14 protein-coding genes, 1 tRNA gene, 2 pseudogenes and 1 riboswitch are annotated in these 17596 nt (G+C 68.5%); of the genes and pseudogenes, 13 read left to right on the top strand and 4 right to left on the bottom strand.

The window, feature by feature from the left end; translation table 11 throughout:
* The 8 genes and pseudogenes from ACPUER_RS33150 to ACPUER_RS33115 all read left to right on the top strand — a co-directional run.
* Positions 1-257: pseudogene (locus tag ACPUER_RS33150) on the top strand (hypothetical protein); the annotation flags it as partial.
* A gap of 242 nt (positions 258-499) precedes the next feature.
* Entirely contained in the window at positions 500-1180 is a 681-nt protein-coding gene (locus tag ACPUER_RS33145; RefSeq protein ID WP_175963694.1) for a GntR family transcriptional regulator, read from the top strand.
* A 7-nt stretch (positions 1181-1187) separates the two neighbouring features.
* On the top strand, positions 1188-2564 hold the full coding sequence (locus ACPUER_RS33140) for an amidase (RefSeq protein WP_175963693.1): 1377 nt from the start codon (positions 1188-1190) through the stop codon (positions 2562-2564).
* A gap of 138 nt (positions 2565-2702) precedes the next feature.
* Positions 2703-3215 (top strand): disulfide bond formation protein B, encoded by a 513-nt coding sequence (locus ACPUER_RS33135; protein WP_175963692.1) that lies wholly within the window; start codon positions 2703-2705, stop codon positions 3213-3215.
* 625 nt (positions 3216-3840) lie between these two features.
* The gene (xdhC, locus tag ACPUER_RS33130) at positions 3841-4845 is read left to right on the top strand and encodes a xanthine dehydrogenase accessory protein XdhC (RefSeq protein ID WP_175963691.1); all 1005 of its coding nucleotides are present in this window, start codon (positions 3841-3843) and stop codon (positions 4843-4845) included.
* A gap of 18 nt (positions 4846-4863) precedes the next feature.
* Positions 4864-5889, top strand: coding sequence for an adenosine deaminase (locus ACPUER_RS33125; protein WP_425133151.1), 1026 nt, complete (start codon positions 4864-4866; stop codon positions 5887-5889).
* A 425-nt stretch (positions 5890-6314) separates the two neighbouring features.
* A complete protein-coding gene (gene guaD / locus ACPUER_RS33120) occupies positions 6315-7634 on the top strand; it encodes a guanine deaminase (protein ID WP_310137097.1) in 1320 nt (439 codons plus the stop codon).
* Between the two features lie 151 nt (positions 7635-7785).
* A riboswitch (yybP-ykoY riboswitch) is annotated at positions 7786-7923 on the top strand.
* Positions 7924-8001: 78 nt separating this feature from the next.
* Entirely contained in the window at positions 8002-8574 is a 573-nt protein-coding gene (locus ACPUER_RS33115) for a TMEM165/GDT1 family protein (protein WP_021163944.1), read from the top strand.
* A gap of 53 nt (positions 8575-8627) precedes the next feature.
* Here the strand turns inward: ACPUER_RS33115 and ACPUER_RS33110 are convergent, their stop codons facing one another.
* Complete coding sequence (locus ACPUER_RS33110; protein ID WP_425133150.1) at positions 8628-9329, bottom strand: DUF4136 domain-containing protein; 702 nt, start codon at positions 9327-9329, stop codon at positions 8628-8630.
* A gap of 186 nt (positions 9330-9515) precedes the next feature.
* Between ACPUER_RS33110 and pepN the strand changes: the two genes are divergently transcribed.
* The 3 genes from pepN (at position 9516) to ACPUER_RS33095 (ending at position 13787) form a co-directional block, all read left to right on the top strand.
* Positions 9516-12209: an aminopeptidase N gene (gene pepN, locus ACPUER_RS33105; RefSeq protein ID WP_425133149.1), complete on the top strand. Its 2694-nt coding sequence runs from the start codon at positions 9516-9518 to the stop codon at positions 12207-12209.
* A gap of 279 nt (positions 12210-12488) precedes the next feature.
* Positions 12489-13502 (top strand): class 1 fructose-bisphosphatase, encoded by a 1014-nt coding sequence (locus ACPUER_RS33100; protein ID WP_072436087.1) that lies wholly within the window; start codon positions 12489-12491, stop codon positions 13500-13502.
* Between the two features lie 209 nt (positions 13503-13711).
* A tRNA-Thr gene (locus ACPUER_RS33095) sits at positions 13712-13787 on the top strand.
* 106 nt (positions 13788-13893) lie between these two features.
* On the opposite strand, the gene ACPUER_RS33090 is transcribed toward ACPUER_RS33095, so the two are convergent.
* The gene (locus ACPUER_RS33090) at positions 13894-14019 is read right to left on the bottom strand and encodes a hypothetical protein (protein ID WP_279610733.1); all 126 of its coding nucleotides are present in this window, start codon (positions 14017-14019) and stop codon (positions 13894-13896) included.
* Positions 14020-14178: 159 nt separating this feature from the next.
* Between ACPUER_RS33090 and ACPUER_RS33085 the strand changes: the two genes are divergently transcribed.
* Both ACPUER_RS33085 and ACPUER_RS33080 read left to right on the top strand, forming a co-directional pair.
* Positions 14179-14400, top strand: coding sequence for a hypothetical protein (locus ACPUER_RS33085; protein WP_425133148.1), 222 nt, complete (start codon positions 14179-14181; stop codon positions 14398-14400).
* Positions 14401-14654: 254 nt separating this feature from the next.
* Positions 14655-14909, top strand: a complete 255-nt coding sequence (locus tag ACPUER_RS33080) for a GlsB/YeaQ/YmgE family stress response membrane protein (RefSeq protein ID WP_034182994.1) — start codon at positions 14655-14657, stop codon at positions 14907-14909.
* A 79-nt stretch (positions 14910-14988) separates the two neighbouring features.
* On the opposite strand, the pseudogene ACPUER_RS33075 reads toward ACPUER_RS33080, so the two are convergent.
* Both ACPUER_RS33075 and ACPUER_RS33070 read right to left on the bottom strand, forming a co-directional pair.
* Positions 14989-15123, bottom strand: a pseudogene (locus ACPUER_RS33075) (TlpA family protein disulfide reductase); the annotation flags it as partial.
* Between the two features lie 32 nt (positions 15124-15155).
* Positions 15156-17516, bottom strand: a complete 2361-nt coding sequence (locus ACPUER_RS33070) for a TonB-dependent receptor (protein ID WP_425133147.1) — start codon at positions 17514-17516, stop codon at positions 15156-15158.
* Positions 17517-17596 lie beyond the last annotated feature (80 nt).

Here is a 17596-nt window from a genome sequence, read left to right as displayed (position 1 = left end):
AGCCGGGCTTCGGCGGCGCGGCGGCGCCGTCGCCCGCGGCACCCGCCGCACCCGGCTCGGATGTGGCCGTAACGGGCGACGCGCCGTCCACGGCGACGTTTTGCGCGGCAGCCTGCGCTGCCGGCGCATCGGGCGTTTTCGCCGGATCGGGACGGGGAGAATCGGAAGAAGCGGAAGAGGTGCCGGGCAGACCGGCCGGGGAAAGCGTGTTTTCGCTCATGACGATGGTCTGGTACGTCGCTCACGCGTATGGATAAACGAGGATTCATTATGCTTCAGTGCACGATCGCGCGGTAAACCTGCAACATCCTGTCGACATTGTTGCAAGTCGGTGGCAGGCCGTGCCGGGGAGCGCCCGCGTTCGCGTGCCGGCGACGCCCCGCGTCGCCGCGTGCACTGGACACCAGTGATATATCACAATAATATCCACGGATTGTCCATGCTTCCCGATCGCCCGCGCCATGATCGCGCCCCGTCCGGCCGCCGCGCCGCAACCCGCATGAATGCCCTGACCGACGTCATCCGCGACCGGCCCGCCGCGTCGGCGATCAGTCTCGCCGACCGCGCCTACGCGCTGATCCAGCGCGACATCATCACGATGCGCCTGAAGCCGGGCGCCGCGCTCAACGAGGCCGATCTGGTCGCGCGCACGGGGATCGGCCGCACGCCTGTGCACCAGGCCGTGCACCGGCTCGTGCTCGAAGGGCTGCTGTCCGTGATGCCGCGCAAGGGGCTGATGGTGCAACCGCTGTCGCTCGACGACATCGTCGCGGTAATCGACGTGCGGCGTATCAACGAAGCGCACTGCGCCGAACTCGCCGCGCGCCATGCGACGCCCGACGATCTCGCGCGCATGGCCGCGCAGCTCGACGACGGGCAGGCCTGCGTCGACACGCACGACGTCGAAGGCATGATGGAACTCGACCGCGCGTTTCATCAGGCGATCGCCGCGGCCGCGCGCAATGCGGTCCTCGCCGAAATCCTGCGCGCGCTGCACGAGCGCTCGCTGCGCTTCTGGTTCGTCACGCTGTCCGAACCTCACCATCTCGCCGACGTCCAGCACGAGCATCGCGAACTGTTCGAACGGCTGTCCGCGCGCGACGCCGCCGGCGCGCGCGCGGCCGTCGAACGCCATATCGATTCGTTCCGCTCCACGCTTCTTCAACATCTTCGCCCCTGAGCCGCCCATGACCACGTTCACGCCCTTCCCCCCGCTCGCCCAGCTCGCCGCCGACCTCGCCGCCGGCCGGACCACGAGCCGCGCGCTCGTCGACGCCGCGCTCGACCGGATCGCCGATCCGTCGGGCCAGGGTGCCGTCGTCTTCACCGAAGTCGATGCCGACAACGCGCGCGCGGCCGCCGACGCGCACGACCGGCTGCGCGCCGCGGGCACCGTGCTGTCGCCGCTCGCGGGCATTCCCGTGTCGGTGAAGGACCTGTTCGACGTCGCAGGCCAGGTGACGCGCGCGGGCTCGCGCGTGCTCGACGGCGCGCCGGCTGCGCGCACCGATGCGGTCGCCGTCGCGCGGCTCAAGCGCGCGGGCGCCGTGCTGGTCGGCCGCACCAACATGAGCGAGTTCGCGTTCTCCGGGCTCGGGCTGAATCCGCACTTCGGCAATCCGCGCTCGCCGTACCACCGCGACGTGCCGGACGACGCCCGGATTTCCGGCGGCTCGTCGTCGGGCGCGGCCGCGTCCGTCGCCGACGGAATGGCCGCCGTCGCGCTCGGCACCGACACGGGCGGCTCGATCCGCATTCCGGCCGCCCTGTGCGGGCTGACGGGCTTCAAGCCGACCGCGAGCCGGATCCCGACGCAAGGCGGCGTGCCGCTGTCGACGACGCTCGACTCGTTCGGCCCGATCGGCCTGACGGTCGCGTGCTGCGCGCTCGTCGACCGGATGCTCGCGGGCCTCGAACCGCACGTGCCGGCCGCACGGCCGCTCGAAGGCGTGCGGCTCGGCGTGCTGACGAACTACGTGACGGACGGCGTCGATGCCGACGTCGCGGCCGCGCTCGACGCCGCGCTCAAGCATCTCGAAGCCGCCGGCGCGATCGTCACGGAAGTGCGCTTCTCCGCGCTCGACCGGCTGCCCGACATCAACCGCTTCGGTTTCTCGCCGATCGAGGCGTACGCATGGCATCGCCCGCTGCTCGCGCGGCACCGCGACCAGTACGACCCGCGCGTGCTGACGCGGATCCTGAAGGGCGAACCCGCGAGCGCGGCCGACTATCTCGACCTGCTCGCCGCGCGCGCCGCGATGCTCGACGAAGCCGCGCACACGGTCTGGTCGCGCTTCGATGCGCTCGTCGCGCCGACGGTGCCGGTCGTGCCGCCGCGCATCGCGGAACTCGAAGCGGACGACGCCGCGTTCACGCGCACCAATGCGCTGATCCTGCGCAACCCGAGCGCGTTCAACTTCCTCGACGCGTGCGCGCTGTCGCTGCCGTGCCATCCGCGCGACGCGGCGCCGGTCGGCCTGATGCTCGCGGCGGCGCCGCATCGCGACGACGCGCTGCTCGCGATCGGCCAAGCGGTCGAAGCCGTGCTGAACACGATCCGCTGACCGCGCCAGCCGATCGACGGCGGGCGATGCGCGCGGTGCGGCAGGGTGCCGCACGCGCGTTGTCAGTTTCGTGCCAGACCGTTCGCGCTAAAATCGCGCGATTGTTTTCCGGACCGACCCACGAGGAACCCCGCCGACATGAACGACTACACGCTTGCGCTACGCCGCGAACGCCGCCTGCTGATGCTGCTCGGATGGGTGTGCATCGCCCTGCTGGCCGGTGCGCTGTACCTGCAGTACGTGAAGAACGAAGATCCGTGCCCGCTGTGCATCATCCAGCGCTACTTCTTCGCCGCGATCGGGATCTTCGCGTTCCTGGCCGCCGGGATCCGCCACTGGCGCGGCATCTGGGTGCTCGAGCTGCTGATCGCGATCGCCGCGGCCGGCGGCGTCGGCACCGCCGCTCGGCACCTGTCGATCCAGATGAATCCGGGCTTCAGCTGCGGCTTCGACACGCTGCAGCCGATCGTCGACAGCCTGCCGCCCGCGCAGTGGTTCCCCGGCATGTTCAAGGTCGCCGGGCTGTGCGAGACCGTCTACCCGCCGATCCTCGGCATCCTGCTGCCCGGCTGGGCGCTGATCGGCTTCGCCGCGATCCTGATTGCGGTCGTCGCAAGCCTCTGGCGTCATCGCCGCAAGCTCGCGGCCTGACCGGCCGGCCGCTTTGGCGACGCCCTGCGCGCGCGGCCCGCTCAGTCGGGCCGCGCAGCCGCCGGTCCGCCGTCGCCCGGTCGTGCCGGACGCCTTCGCAAGCCGCATCCGGCCAGCCACACGTAAACCCCTACCCCGCCGCTGCCCGGATTTCCGGGCGAACGCGCGTCGCGCGACTGCCGCATCCGCGCCCCGTCACGCCTGCGTTTCGGCCCGATGTGCACGCACCTGCGCCCCGATACCGCGCGGCGGGCCTATGATCGACATGATCGCCTCCTGATAGCCCGGATCACCGCCCGGCAATGTTCCCGTCGCGTTGCGGTGCTATCTTCCTGACTGGATGGCGATCTACGTGCGCGAGGCCAGGCGGTCTCACCGCCCCCTGCGTAACGCGCGCCCGATCCGCAATGTCGACTGGATTCATCATGACAACGCAAACCATCCGCATCCGTCACCCTCATGGCGTCCGCGTGTCCGGCGGCACCGCCCGCACGCGCGTTCGGCGCGCCGCCGCACTGCATCGGCCGTGCGGCCGGCCTGCCCCGCTCCCGTCCGTCCTCGCTGCCGCCGCGCCCGCCAGCCCGCGCCGCGTGTCGTGCTGCGTCGTCCAGAACGGAGCGTGCTGATGGAAGCCTGGCTCGGCGATCTGCAGCAACTGCTCGCGCACGGCGAAGCGGCCGTGCTCGTGACGGTCGCGCACACCGACGGCTCCGCGCCGCGCGAAGCCGGCACCAAGATGCTCGTCACCCGCGACACGGCCCGCCATACGATCGGCGGCGGTCATCTGGAATGGAAAGCGATCGAGATCGCGCGGCATCTGCTGAAGGATGGCGCGCACGTGCCGCACGCGCGCAGGCTCGAACGGCTCGCGCTCGGCCCGAGCCTCGGCCAGTGCTGCGGCGGTGCGGTCGTGCTCGCGTTCGAGCGGCTCGACGTCGGCGATCTCGGCTGGATCATGTCGCTCGCGAAGCGCGTCGCGGCCGGCGCCGCGACCGTGCGTAGCGTATCATTCGGCCCCTCGCCGGGCGCGCCGCTGCTGAGCGAGCCCGAATCGGAAGCCGCGCGTGCCGACTGCCTGCTGTGGGAAACCGGCGGCGTGGCGCTGATGACCGAAACGATCGCGCCGTATGCGTTCCCCGTCGTGCTGTTCGGCGCCGGGCACATCGGCACCGCGCTCGTGAAGGTGCTGGCGACGCTGCCGTGCCACGTGCGCTGGATCGACGGGCCCGATGCGGTGTTCCCGCCGGCCGACGTGCTCGCCGGCATCGGCAATCTCGCGATCGAAGCGGCCGCTGCCCCGGCGGACGCCGTCGACACGGCGCCGCCGCAGTCCTACTTCGTCGTGATGACGCACGACCACGCACTCGATTTCGTGCTGGCCGAGCGCATCCTGCGACGCGGCGACTATGCGTACTTCGGGATGACCGGCTCGCACGCGAAGCGCGTGCAGTTCGATCATCGCCTCGCGGCCATCGGCATCGACCCGGCCCAGGTCGCGCGGATGCACTGCCCGATCGGTGTCGAAGGCATCATCGACAAGGCACCCGAAGTGATCGCGATCTCGGTGGCCGCGCAGTTGCTGCAGGCCGTCGAGGCGAACACGAACGTGCAGGCTTCCCCAACATACTGACCGACCAAGAACGACGCCATGACCCCGACATTCAAGGACAAGATTGCCCGTGCGCCGAAAGCGGAGCTGCACATCCATATCGAAGGCTCGCTCGAGCCCGAACTGATTTTCGCGCTCGCGCAGCGCAACGGCGTGAAGCTCGCATACGACTCGATCGACGCGCTGCGCGCCGCGTACGCGTTCACCGACCTGCAGTCGTTCCTCGACATCTATTACGCAGGCGCGAGCGTGCTGCTGACCGAGCAGGATTTCCACGACATGACGGCCGCGTACTGCGAACGCGCGCTCGCCGACAACGTCATTCACACCGAGCTGTTCTTCGACCCGCAGACGCACACCGAACGCGGCGTGCCGATCGAGACGGTCGTCGCGGGCATCGAGCGCGCACTCGCCGATGCCGAGCAGCGCGGGCTGTCGAGCAAGCTGATTCTGTGCTTCCTGCGCCACCTGTCCGAAGAGGACGCGCTCGCGACGTTCGAATCCGCATTGCCGCTGTTCGAGCGCTATCGCCATCGCCTGATCGGCGTGGGTCTCGACTCGTCCGAGCTCGGCCATCCGCCGACGAAGTTCGCGCGCGTGTTCGACAAGGCGCGCGCGCTCGGGCTGAAGCTCGTCGCGCACGCGGGCGAGGAAGGCCCGCCGGCGTACATCTACGAAGCGCTCGACGTGCTGAAGGTCGACCGGATCGACCACGGCGTGCGCAGCATCGAGGACGCGGCGCTCGTCGAACGCCTCGCGCGCACGCGCACGGCGCTCACCGTCTGCCCGCTGTCGAACCTGAAGCTGTGCGTGTTCGACGACATGGCGAAGCACACGCTGAAGGCGCTGCTCGACCGCGGCGTCGCGGTGACGATCAACTCCGACGATCCGGCCTATTTCGGCGGCTACGTCAACGAAAACTACTTCGCGACGGCCGAAGGGCTGCGCCTCACCGATGCCGAAGTCCATGCGGTGATCCGCAACGGCTTCGAGGCGTCGTTCATCGACCCGGCGCAGCGCGACGCACTGATCGCGCGCCTCGACGCGTACTGGCTGGCCGCGTGACGGCCCGCATCGAGGTGCGCTGGACAGATGAAACACGGTAACGGCATCCGCTTCGCGACTCGCGGTCCGGCCCGGCGTCGAGCCGAACGCATGCATGCGCCCGGCGCGAGCGCGTTCGCTGCCCGCGTGGCGGCGACGCAGTCCGTCGCCGCCCGCCGGCGCGTGCGATCGCGGCTTGCCGTCCCGTTCGCCGCCGCATCGGCCGCGATCGCCAACGCTGCGAGATTCGCGGGCAATCACGCGCTGGCGGCCGCGGCCGCCACCAACGCCTGCGCAATCGCATCCGGACGCCCCGCACGCAGTGTGTCACGGCGACTCGCGAAGCGCCGCCCAGCAGCCGCGCGGGCGGCGCCGTCCATGCCGTCGCCCGCGCGGCGTCGATCGCTTTCTTCTGTTCGCCTTACCTTGATGCAGGACCATTCGTCATGACGCAAACCGCTTTTCGTTCCCAACTGCTGACCTTCAACGGCGACCCGGCTAAATCGAGCCAGGCCGCGAACTACGAGACCGACGGCCTCCTGATCGTCGACGACGGCAAGGTTGTCGCGGCCGGCCCGTATGCGCAGCTCGCCTCGACGCTCGCGCGCGACGCGATCGTCCATGACCTGCGCGACAAGCTGATCGTGCCCGGCTTCATCGACACGCACATCCACTATCCGCAGACGGACATGATCGCGTCGCCGGCGCCGGGCCTGCTGCCGTGGCTCGACAAGTACACGTTCCCGACCGAGCGCCAGTTCGGCGACCCCGAGCATGCGCGCGAAGTCGCCGACTTCTTCGTCGACGAACTGCTCGCCTGCGGTACAACGAGCGCGCTCGTCTACTGCACGGTGCACAAGCAGTCGGCCGACGCGCTGTTCGCGGCGAGCGACGCGCGCGACCTGCGGATGATCGCGGGCAAGGTGCTGATGGACCGCAACTGCCCCGAATTCCTGCGCGACACCGCGCAATCGGGTTACGACGACAGCGCCGAGCTGATCGGCCGCTGGCACGGCAAGGGCCGCCAGATGTATGCGCTCACGCCGCGCTTCGCGCCGACGTCGACCGAGGCGCAGCTCGAAGCGTGCGGCGAACTCGCGCGCCGCCATCCGGACGTGTTCGTGCAGAGCCACGTCGCGGAAAACGTCGACGAGGTGAAATGGGTGGCCGAGCTGTTCCCCGGCCATCGCAGCTATCTCGACATCTACGATCGCTACGGGCTGCTGCGGCCGCGCGCGGTGTACGGCCACTGCATCCACCTCGACGACGAGGACCGCCGCCGGATGGCCGAGACGCGCACCGTCGTGGCACACTGCCCGACGTCGAACTTCTTCCTCGGCAGCGGGCTGTTCGATTTCGACAAGGCCGGCGAATACGACGTGCCCGTCACGCTCGCCACCGACGTCGGCGGCGGCACGTCGTTCTCGATGCTGCAAACGATGAACGAAGCGCACAAGGTCGCACGGCTGTCGGGCCACCACCTGAGCGCGACGCGGATGTTCTGGCTCGCGACGGCAGGCGCCGCGCAGGCGCTCGACCTTGCCGACACGGTCGGCACGCTCGCGCCGCGCACCGAGGCGGACTTCGTCGTGCTCGATCCGCAGGCCACGCCGCTGCTCGCGCGCCGCACGAAGCGCGCGGATTCGCTCGAGGAGCTGCTGTTCGCATTGGCGCTGCTCGGCGACGACCGCGCGGTGTACCGCACCTATGCGGCGGGCAAGCTCGTCCACGAACGCGGCGCGGCCCGCCGCGCGGCCGCAGCGTAACTGCCCGCCGGGCTTCCGTCCCGGCATGCGCGGCGACGCATCCACCACCGCGCATGCCGGGTAGCCGAAGGCGCCACGCGCCGATCGTGTCCCAGTGCGCCTCGCAACCCTACCCGGCCGCATTCCCGCGCGCGACACACCGTGCTAGAATTCGCCGCTCATTGGGGAGTAGCCGCTCCGCTCGATGCCTCGCGCCCCCGGCGCGCATCGTGACGGAGGCGTCCGTCAACAGACTTGGCCGTTCGGCCATGGCGGACGCAGCCACCTAGGCCTGGCGAGACCGATGGTTCACAGTGCGCCGCATCAGGGCCCGGCGCGCCGTGGATCGTCGCTCGCACGCACAACATCGGCCCGCGGAACCCCATACGTGTCCCAAGCCTTCCTGATTTCCACCGGCGCCGTCGCCCTCGCTGAAATCGGCGACAAGACCCAACTGCTTTCCCTCGTGCTGGCCGCGCGCTATCGCAAGCCGGTGCCGATCATCCTCGGCGTGCTCGTCGCGACGCTCGTGAACCATGGTTTCGCCGGCGCGCTCGGCGAATGGCTCGGCGCGCTCGTCACGCCGTCGATCATGCGCTGGGCGCTTGCGTTCTCGTTCATCGCGATGGGGTTGTGGATCCTCGTGCCGGACAAGCTCGACGCCGACGAAGCCAATGCCAACCGTTCGCGGCTCGGCGTGTTCGGCGCGACCCTCGTCGCGTTCTTCCTCGCGGAAATGGGCGACAAGACGCAGATCGCGACCGTCGCGCTGGCCGCGCGTTTCCAGGACTACATCGGCGTCGTGGCCGGCACGACGTTCGGGATGATGCTCGCGAACGTGCCGGCGATCCTGCTCGGCGACCGCTTCGCGCACCGCCTGCCGACGAAGCTCGTGCACGGGATCGCGGCCGTGCTGTTCGTCGTGCTCGGCGCGCTGGCGCTGCTGGGCGTCGGGGTCTGACGCACGGAAGTGGCCGGCGCGGCCGGGCGGGCCGCGCCGTTGCTGACGCAGCGCTACTTCGCGACCGCCGCGCCCGAAGCCGGCGCAGCCGGCACCGCACGCTCGTTGGCGGCCGGCGCCGCCGGGCCGCCGCGCTTGTCGACCGGCAGCCGGACCGAGCGGACCGCGCCGTTCGACAGCGGGAAATCGGCGAGCGCGCTGCGCGCAAGGAACGGCATCGCGTACAGCAGCGTACCGTTGTCGCCGGTCGTGCGCGCGGACACGTTGTAGACCTCCTTGCCCGTCGCGCGCTCGGTGATGCGGATGCCGAGCGTGTAGTCGAACACCTGGTACGTCTGCGCGACGTAGCCGGCCGGCATCGGCCCCCAGGGCCCCCACGGGCCCCACGGCCCGCGCCGCCAGTACGGCCCCGGCCCGACGAACCAGGGATCGTAGTAGACGGGTTGCGGCACCGTCACGAGATCGCTGCCGACCGCATAGGTCAGCCCGACGAGATACCGCGCCTGCGCCTGCGGCACCTGCCGGAACGCATACGCGGACAGCTCGCTCGCGACGATCGGCTCGTAGGTCGATTGCTCGATGCTGTTCTTCTGCGCCTCGGTGCGCGTAAACGCATAGGTGCGTGTCGCGTCGCTGCCGCTCCAGTCGGAGAAGGCCGTGACCTGGGTCGTCACGTAGCTGGCGCAGCCCGTCAGCAGCGCCACGCACAGCGCCGCCGCCCAGCCCGCACCGCGAAAAATCCATTCGCGTTTCATGTTGATCCTCGTCGATCCGTCACCCGTTCGTCGCACCGCGCGAACCGGACGGGATGCCGATAATACGCGGACTGCCGGAACCGGTAAAAAGTTCGCGCGGCACGCAGCCGCAAGCCTTTGTACAATGGCCCGGTTCGCCCGGCCCGTGCCGCGGGCCCGTCCCCCACTCCACCGATCTCGACGACCATGTCCGACAACGCCTCCTCCACCGTGATCCGCCGCGCCGACTACACGCCGCCGGCCTTCCTCATCGATTCCGTCGCGCTCGAATTCGATCTCGCGCCGGCTCGCACGATCGTCAGGAATACGATGCGCGTGCGCCGAAATCCGGACGCCGCGCCCGCGCCGCACCTGGAGTTGATGGGCGAAGCGCTCGAATTCCTCGACGCACGGCTGGATGGTGCGCCGTTTGGCGCCGTGCGCGCGCACGAGCACGGGCTGACCGTCGAGAATGTCCCCGACGCATTCGAGCTGACGCTCGAAAGCGCATGCGCGCCCGACCAGAATACGACGTTGTCGGGCCTGTATGTGTCGAGCGGCAACTTCTTCACGCAATGCGAAGCCGAGGGCTTTCGCCGCATCACCTACTTCCTCGACCGCCCCGACGTGATGGCCTCGTACACGGTCACGCTGCGCGCCGACAAGGCCGCGTACCCGGTGCTGCTGTCGAACGGCAACCTCGTCGATTCGGGCGATCTGCCCGACGGCCGCCACTTCGCGAAATGGGAAGACCCGTTCCGCAAGCCCAGCTACCTGTTCGCGCTCGTCGCGGGCAAGCTCGTCGCGATCGAGGAAAAGATCACGACCGGCTCGGGCAAGGAAAAACTGCTGCAGGTGTGGGTCGAGCCGGCCGATCTCGACAAGACGCGTCACGCGATGGATTCGCTGATCCACTCGATCCGCTGGGACGAAAGGCGCTTCGGCCTCGAGCTCGATCTCGATCGCTTCATGATCGTCGCGGTCGGCGACTTCAACATGGGCGCAATGGAAAACAAGGGGCTCAACATCTTCAACACGAAGTACGTGCTGGCGAACCCCGAGACCGCGACCGACACCGACTTCGCGAACATCGAATCGGTGGTCGGCCACGAGTACTTCCACAACTGGACGGGCAACCGCGTGACCTGCCGCGACTGGTTCCAGCTGAGCCTGAAGGAAGGCCTGACGGTATTCCGCGACCAGGAATTCTCGGCCGACATGGCCGCGGGCGACGACGTCGACTCGGCGGCCCGCGCGGTCAAGCGCATCGAGGACGTGCGCGTGCTGCGCCAGCTGCAGTTCGCCGAGGACGCGGGCCCGATGGCGCACCCGGTGCGCCCGGAGAGCTACGTCGAGATCAACAACTTCTACACGATGACCGTCTACGAGAAAGGCTCGGAAGTCGTGCGGATGTACCAGACGCTGTTCGGCCGCGACGGCTTCCGCAAGGGGATGGATCTCTACTTCAAGCGCCACGACGGCCATGCGGTGACCTGCGACGACTTCCGTCACGCGATGGCCGACGCGAACGGGCGCGACCTCGCGCAGTTCGAGCGCTGGTACAGCCAGGCCGGCACGCCGCGCGTGTCGGTGCGCACCGCGTACGATGCGGCCGCGCGCCGCTATACGGTCACGCTCGCGCAGGGCTACGGCGACGCGTCGCCGGCCGCGCGCGAAACGCAGCAGGGGCCGCTCCTGATTCCGTTCGCGATCGGCCTGATCGGCCGCGACGGGCGCGACCTGCCGCTGCGTCTCGACGGCGAAGCCGCCGCATCGGGCACGACGCGCGTGCTCGACTTCACCGGCACCGAGCAGACCTTCACGTTCGTCGACGTGCCGGAAGCGCCGCTGCCGTCGCTGCTGCGCAACTTCTCGTCGCCGGTGATCGTCGAGTACGACTACAGCGACGACGATCTCGCGTTCCTGCTCGCGCACGACAGCGACCCGTTCAACCGCTGGGAGGCCGGCCAGCGCCTCGCGACGCGCGCGCTGCTGACGCTCGCGTCGCGCGCTGCCGCGAACGAGCCGCTCACGCTCGGCGAGAACTTCGTCGCCGCGTTCCGCCGCGTGCTGACCGATGAAAGCCTGTCGCCGGCGTTCCGCGAACTCGCGCTGACGCTGCCGTCGGAAACCTATCTCGCCGACCAGATGGCCGAGGCCGATCCGGCCGCCGTGCATCGTGCGCGCCAGTTCGTGCGCCGCCAGCTCGCGACCGCGCTGCGCGCCGACTGGCTCGCCGCGTACGAGCAGCACCAGACGCCCGGCGCCTACGAGCCGACGCCGGAAGCCTCGGGCCGCCGCGCGCTGAAGAACCTCGCGCTCGCGTATCTCGCCGAACTCGACGATCCGGCCGATGCCGTGCGCCTCGCCACGGCCCAGTACGACGCGGCGAACAACATGACCGATCGCGCGGCCGCGCTCGGCGCGCTGCTGTCCGCCGCGGCCGCGGGTGCGGACGAGCCGGCCGAGCATGCGCTCGACGATTTCTACCGTCGCTTCGAGAAGGAAGCGCTCGTGATCGACAAGTGGTTCGCGATGCAGGCGGCGCAACGCGGCACACCCGCGCAGCCGACGCTCGCGAAGGTTCGCAAGCTGCTCGCGCACCCCGCGTTCAACCTGAAGAATCCGAACCGCGCACGCTCGCTGATTTTCAGCTTCTGCGCGGCCAACCCCGCGCAGTTCCATGCGGCGGACGGCTCGGGTTACGCGTTCTGGGCCGAACAGGTGCTCGCGCTCGACGCGATCAACCCGCAGGTCGCGGCGCGCCTCGCGCGCTCGCTCGAACTGTGGCGTCGCTTCACGCCCGCGCTGCGCGACCGGATGCGCTCAGCGCTCGAGCAGGTTGCCGCCGGCGCGAAATCGCGCGACGTGCGCGAGATCGTCGAGAAGGCGCTCGCCTGACGCAAGTGACCGCATCGCGCCCGCGCGATAAAGCCGGTGCCGCGTAACGCGGCGCCGGCTTTTTCATTGCGCGAGTGCGGCTGGAACCGAGCGGAATCGCGGGGTCTGACCGCGCGGTTTGCCGCCGCGGCGATGTGCGCTCCGCCCGTCGCCGACGCCGGAAACCGGGCCGATCCGGCCGCCCGGCCTTGTAACCGGACGAAAAAAGCCGGCGGCACGCGAGGCGCGACGGGTAAAATTGCGGCAATTCAAGGATTCTTTGGCCTTTCGGAGTCTGTCATGTCCATTGCCCGCCGCACCACGCTGTCGAAGTTCCTGATCGAACAGCAACGTGAGACCAACAACCTCCCCGCCGACCTGCGCCTGCTGATCGAAGTCGTCGCCCGCGCGTGCAAGGCGATCAGCTACAACGTGTCGAAGGGCGCGCTCGGCGAAGCGCTCGGTACCGCCGGCAGCGAGAACGTCCAGGGCGAAGTGCAGAAGAAGCTCGACATCCTGTCGAACGAGATCCTGCTCGACGCGAACGAATGGGGCGGCAACCTCGCCGCGATGGCGTCGGAAGAAATGGAAACGTTCTTCCCGATCCCCGCGAACTACCCGCGCGGCGAATACCTGCTCGTGTTCGATCCGCTCGACGGCTCGTCGAACATCGACGTGAACGTGTCGATCGGCACGATCTTCTCGGTGTTGCGCTGCCCGGACGGCAAGCTGGCCACCGAGGAATCGTTCCTGCAGCCCGGCACGCAGCAGGTCGCGGCCGGCTACGCCGTCTACGGCCCGCAAACGGTGTTCGTGCTGACGACCGGCAACGGCGTGAACTGCTTCACGCTCGACCGCGAAGTCGGCTCGTGGGTGCTCACGCAGAGCAACATGCAGATCCCGGCCGACACGCGCGAATACGCGATCAACGCATCGAACGCGCGCCACTGGTACGACCCGGTCAAGCGCTATGTCGACGAGCTGAACGCCGGCAAGGACGGCCCGCGCGGCGACAACTTCAACATGCGCTGGATCGCATCGATGGTCGCCGACGTGCACCGGATCCTGAACCGCGGCGGCATCTTCATGTACCCGGCCGACAAGCGCACGCCCGATCGCCCGGGCAAGCTGCGCCTGATGTACGAAGCGAATCCGATGTCGTTCATCGTCGAACAGGCAGGCGGCGCCGCGACGACCGGCACGCAGCGCATCATGGAAGTCCAGCCGACGGGCCTGCACCAGCGCGTGCCCGTGTTCCTCGGGTCGAAGAACGAAGTCGAGCGCGTCACCGGCTATCACGACGAAGCCGAATAATTTGCACTGCAGCACTGGACGGAGATGCGCGACGCAAGTACAATCGCGCCTCGCGATGTGGCCCTGACCGGCCGCATTGCAGTGAAGTGAAAGCGGGAAGTCCGCCGGATCGATGGTTTCGCGAAGCAGCAGCAGTAGCAAGCTGAAAAAAATTCGCAAAACCTATTGCCAAGATCTCGGATTTGACCATATAATTTCATTTCTCTGCTGCCGGTGTAGCTCAGTTGGTAGAGCAGCGCATTCGTAATGCGAAGGTCGTAGGTTCGACTCCTATCTCCGGCACCAAGACATAAAGGTCTGACAAGCATCGCTTGTCAGACCTTTTCTCTTTTCCGGCGCCGAAATCGTGCGGCCCGCCTTCTCTCCGCGCCACGTCCGCTTGCGCGGCATCTCACGCGTCGCGCTCCGGCGATTGCAGTCGCCGGACCACTCCGCCCTCTCCCCGCAACACGGCAACCACACTCGGCGCGGTCACCTGGCCGATCTCGTCACGCCGCTTCACCGCGTTCTGCTTCACGCTCGATGGCGTGTCCGATCCGGGCGCTGGCCGATCTCGAACGACGCCTGCACGATGCGCGGATGCCGTTCGCACTCGTCACGCTCGCACCGACGACGTGGCCGCCGCGCTCGAACGCGCGCTCCGTCCGCACGCATCGACCAATCCTTAGGATACCGCATGATGACCGACGCCGAACGCGACACGCTCTATACCGACGTGTTCCGCACGATTCCCCGTATCGGCAAAGCCGACGCATCATTCTTTCCCGCCCGTTTCGCACTGCCGTCGATCGAGGCGATCGGCGACACCGCGACCGTCGCGCGGCTGATCGCCGTCGCAGGCGACGGATTGCCCGATGCGGGCATGCAAGCATCGACGCACGAAAGGCACGGTTCCTGACTGACGGACTTTATCGACGACCGTTTCTTACGGATTCATTGCGCCATGCATCGTCCGCGCACGAACCGCGCCGTAGGCAGACGAATTCCCTGGAAAATCCGCTTGAGGGTGCATAACATTACTTAACGATTCTGACCCGCCTATCGCGTTACATTGCGTGGGCGGCGCGGCGAGTCGCAACGCCGCCTTCACCCAGCTTGCGGCGCGACAGCCGAAGTCCGGTCATTTCGACACATCACAAGGAGAGGACCACCATGACTCATGGCTTGATTATGTGGCTCATCATCGGCGCGATCGCCGGCTGGCTTGCCGGCGTGCTCGTCAAGGGCGGCGGCTTCGGGCTGATCGTCGACATCATCGTCGGGATCGTCGGCGCGGTGATCGGCGGCTGGCTCGCCGGGCTCCTCGGCATCAGCATCGGCAGCGGCTTCATCGGCTCGGTGATCGTCGCGGTCATCGGCGCGGTGATCCTGCTGTTCGTGATCCGGCTATTCAAGCGAGCGGCCTGACGCTTCTCTCCACGCGCCTTCGGGCGCGTTTTCGCATCAGGCCAGCGCGCGGCCCGTTCGCCGCGCGCCACCGGCCCGTTCAGCACCTCACGCGCCGCGACCAGTCGTCGAGCGCGTCGGCCGTCAGCAATCCGCTGCGCGCTTCGCGTACGCCATCGCGCCCGATCCACACGGTGCGCGGCATTTCCCCTCTCCATCCCGCATCGAGCGCCGCGACCCCCAGCGCACCGCCGGCCGCGAACGATTTCACAGCGACCATTTCAGTTCTCCATAGAAAGTGCGGCCCGGATACGGATGGAACACGTAGTAGCGGCGGTCCGTCAGGTTGTCGATGCCGACCGACGCGGTCCAGTGACGGTCGAAACGGTAGCGCGCCTTCAGGTCGACGACCGTGAACGAGCTCGTGCCGCCGTAGACGTCCGGATTCACGTCGCTGTTGTCGAGCGTGTTGAACTGGCGGCCCGAATAGCGCACGCCGACGCTCGCGAGCCAGTGCTCGTCGAAGCGATACGACGCGAGCAGGTTCGCGCGCATGCGCGGAATACGCGGAATACGCGAGCCGACATACGCGGGATTCGCGGCATCGGCAAGGATCTGCGCGTTGCTCGCCGATACGTTCGCGTCGATCGCGAGCCCCTTCAACCCGACGTTCTCGCCGCCGAACGCGAGTTCGACGCCGCGTACGCGCACGCGGTCGACGTTCGAGATATTGGTGACGGTCGACGCGCCCGACACGGTGGTCTGGCTGTAGATCGAATCGCGCAGGTCGCTCTGGAACACGCTGGCGCGCACGACGCCGACGCCCACGTCGCGTACGGCCGTGAAATCCCAGTCGATCGCCTTTTCCGGCCGCAGGCTCGGGTTGTTGTTGACGATCGCGTTGTTCGAGATCGTGCCCTGGAACAGCTCGCCGACCGTCGGGAATCGCGTGCCGGTCGCGAACGACAGCCGGAAGCGCCAGACCTCCGTCGCGTCCCATTGCAGCGCGACTTTCGGCGACAGCGCGTTCGCGCCGCGGTCCGCATAGCCGAGCGTGCCGGTTGCGTTGCCGAGCGCGCCGCCGTACGCATCCCAGCGCTCGTAGCGCAAACCCAGCGTCGCGAGCCAGCCCGGCGCGAAGCGCCACGCATCCTGCCCGAACAGCGCCTGCGTGCGCGTATCCCCGCGATAGACGCTCGACAGCGACGTGGTCGGCCCGGCCAGCCAATCGGCCGTGTTGTACGTGACGTTGCGCAGGAAGTAATTGTCGTAGTGATAGCCGAACGTGAACGTGTGGCCCTTCACTTCCGGCGCCTCGGCCTTCAGGTCGAGCGTGCGCCAGCCCGTGCCGTCGCCCTGGAACAGCGTGCCCGCGCCGCCCTGCACGGTCGACGCCGCGCGCAGCACGTCGCGCGACACGTCGTACGCGGACACGACGCCCGACAGCCGCCAGCCGGAATCGAGCCGGCCGTTCAGGCCGAGCGCATACAGCCAGTTCTCCTGGTCGCCGCGCTGCGGCGCGAACGCATTCGGCGCGATGGTCATGTTTCGGCCGCCGATCGACACGTTGCCGCCGTAGACCGGATTGCCGGCCGCATCGCGCAGGAAGGTCTCGCCGTGCTGCCGGTAATGGTTCTCCCAATGCCCGAGCGTGAGCGTCGCGTCGACATGGTCGGTGAACGCGTAGCCCATCCGGACCGTCTCGTTGAGCTGCTCGGTCCGCTCGATCGTCTGCGCGCCGACGATCGTCCGCGGCTTGCCGTTGGGCCCGATATCGGTCGCGGCGCCGGTCACGGGGACGGCAGCGCCCAGCTTCGGGTTGTAGGCCGGATTGGGGCTCGCGTACTGCATCGGCTGCCCGTTGTTCTCCAGCCGGTCGAGCGACAGCGCGAACCAGAACCGGCCGACGCGGTTCGCAACCCGCGCGGTCTGGTGATTGCCGCCGAAGCTGTCCGCGAACCCGTAGCCGTCGTGGTAGCGCTGCGTAAAGAACTGCGTCGACAGCGACGCCTCGAGTTTTTCCGGGCGGCGCGTCGCGAGCAGCACGGTCGAGCCGATCGAGTTGCCGGGATACAGTGCGGAAAAAGGGCCATAAAGCACGTCGACGCGCGCGATGTCGTCAGGCGGAATCAGCGACCAGCGCGGCGGATACGCATAGCTCGAGCCAAGCAGGTTCGACAACAGCACGCCGTCGGCGTAGACGAGCCCGCGCGCGCTCTGCAGTTCGTTGAAGTCGCGGCCCGCGAACACGCTGTTGCGGTCACCGATATAGCGCTTGCGAACCATCAGGTTCGGTGCGTACTTCAGCGCGTCCTCGGTGGTGACGTTGGTATGCGTATCGATCTGCTCGCGCGTGATCGACTCGACGACGGCCGGCGTGTCCGGATCGACGGGTTGCCGCTGCGCGGTCACGCTGACGGCGGTCAGCGTATCGCCGGCCGTGGCAGCCGACGCGGCTGCGACAGCAGAGGCCGGCGCGGCTCCGACGGATCGATCGGTACCGCTGCGGGCCGGATCGTTGCGTGCATCATCCGGCGAGGCCGCGTGGGCGGCTGGCCACGCGAAAGCGGCCGCGCACGCGAGCGCGAGCCGGCCACGCGACGACCGCGCGGCGAAGTTAGACGACATGAGTGAATTCCTGAAAACGTGATCGGACGCCGCCGGACACGAGCGGACGCGCCGCGAACTAACGGGGCGGGGCGCGGGCC

It is taken from the genome of Burkholderia sp. DN3021 (genome assembly GCF_049805555.1).
Classification (GTDB): Bacteria; Pseudomonadota; Gammaproteobacteria; order Burkholderiales; family Burkholderiaceae; genus Burkholderia; species Burkholderia pyrrocinia_C.
This window is presented reverse-complemented; position numbering and strand designations above follow the sequence as displayed.

Bases quoted from the DNA above. Each gene is read 5' to 3' on its own strand.
- ACPUER_RS33145 (WP_175963694.1), top strand. From the start codon at position 500: ATGAATGCCCTGACCGACGTCATCCGCGACCGGCCCGCCGCGTCGGCG.
- ACPUER_RS33140 (WP_175963693.1), top strand. From the start codon at position 1,188: ATGACCACGTTCACGCCCTTCCCCCCGCTCGCCCAGCTCGCCGCCGAC.
- ACPUER_RS33135 (WP_175963692.1), top strand. From the start codon at position 2,703: ATGAACGACTACACGCTTGCGCTACGCCGCGAACGCCGCCTGCTGATG.
- xdhC (WP_175963691.1), top strand. From the start codon at position 3,841: ATGGAAGCCTGGCTCGGCGATCTGCAGCAACTGCTCGCGCACGGCGAA.
- ACPUER_RS33125 (WP_425133151.1), top strand. From the start codon at position 4,864: ATGACCCCGACATTCAAGGACAAGATTGCCCGTGCGCCGAAAGCGGAG.
- guaD (WP_310137097.1), top strand. From the start codon at position 6,315: ATGACGCAAACCGCTTTTCGTTCCCAACTGCTGACCTTCAACGGCGAC.
- ACPUER_RS33110 (WP_425133150.1), bottom strand. From the start codon at position 9,329: ATGAAACGCGAATGGATTTTTCGCGGTGCGGGCTGGGCGGCGGCGCTG.
- pepN (WP_425133149.1), top strand. From the start codon at position 9,516: ATGTCCGACAACGCCTCCTCCACCGTGATCCGCCGCGCCGACTACACG.
- ACPUER_RS33100 (WP_072436087.1), top strand. From the start codon at position 12,489: ATGTCCATTGCCCGCCGCACCACGCTGTCGAAGTTCCTGATCGAACAG.
- ACPUER_RS33085 (WP_425133148.1), top strand. From the start codon at position 14,179: ATGATGACCGACGCCGAACGCGACACGCTCTATACCGACGTGTTCCGC.
- ACPUER_RS33080 (WP_034182994.1), top strand. From the start codon at position 14,655: ATGACTCATGGCTTGATTATGTGGCTCATCATCGGCGCGATCGCCGGC.
- ACPUER_RS33070 (WP_425133147.1), bottom strand. From the start codon at position 17,516: ATGTCGTCTAACTTCGCCGCGCGGTCGTCGCGTGGCCGGCTCGCGCTC.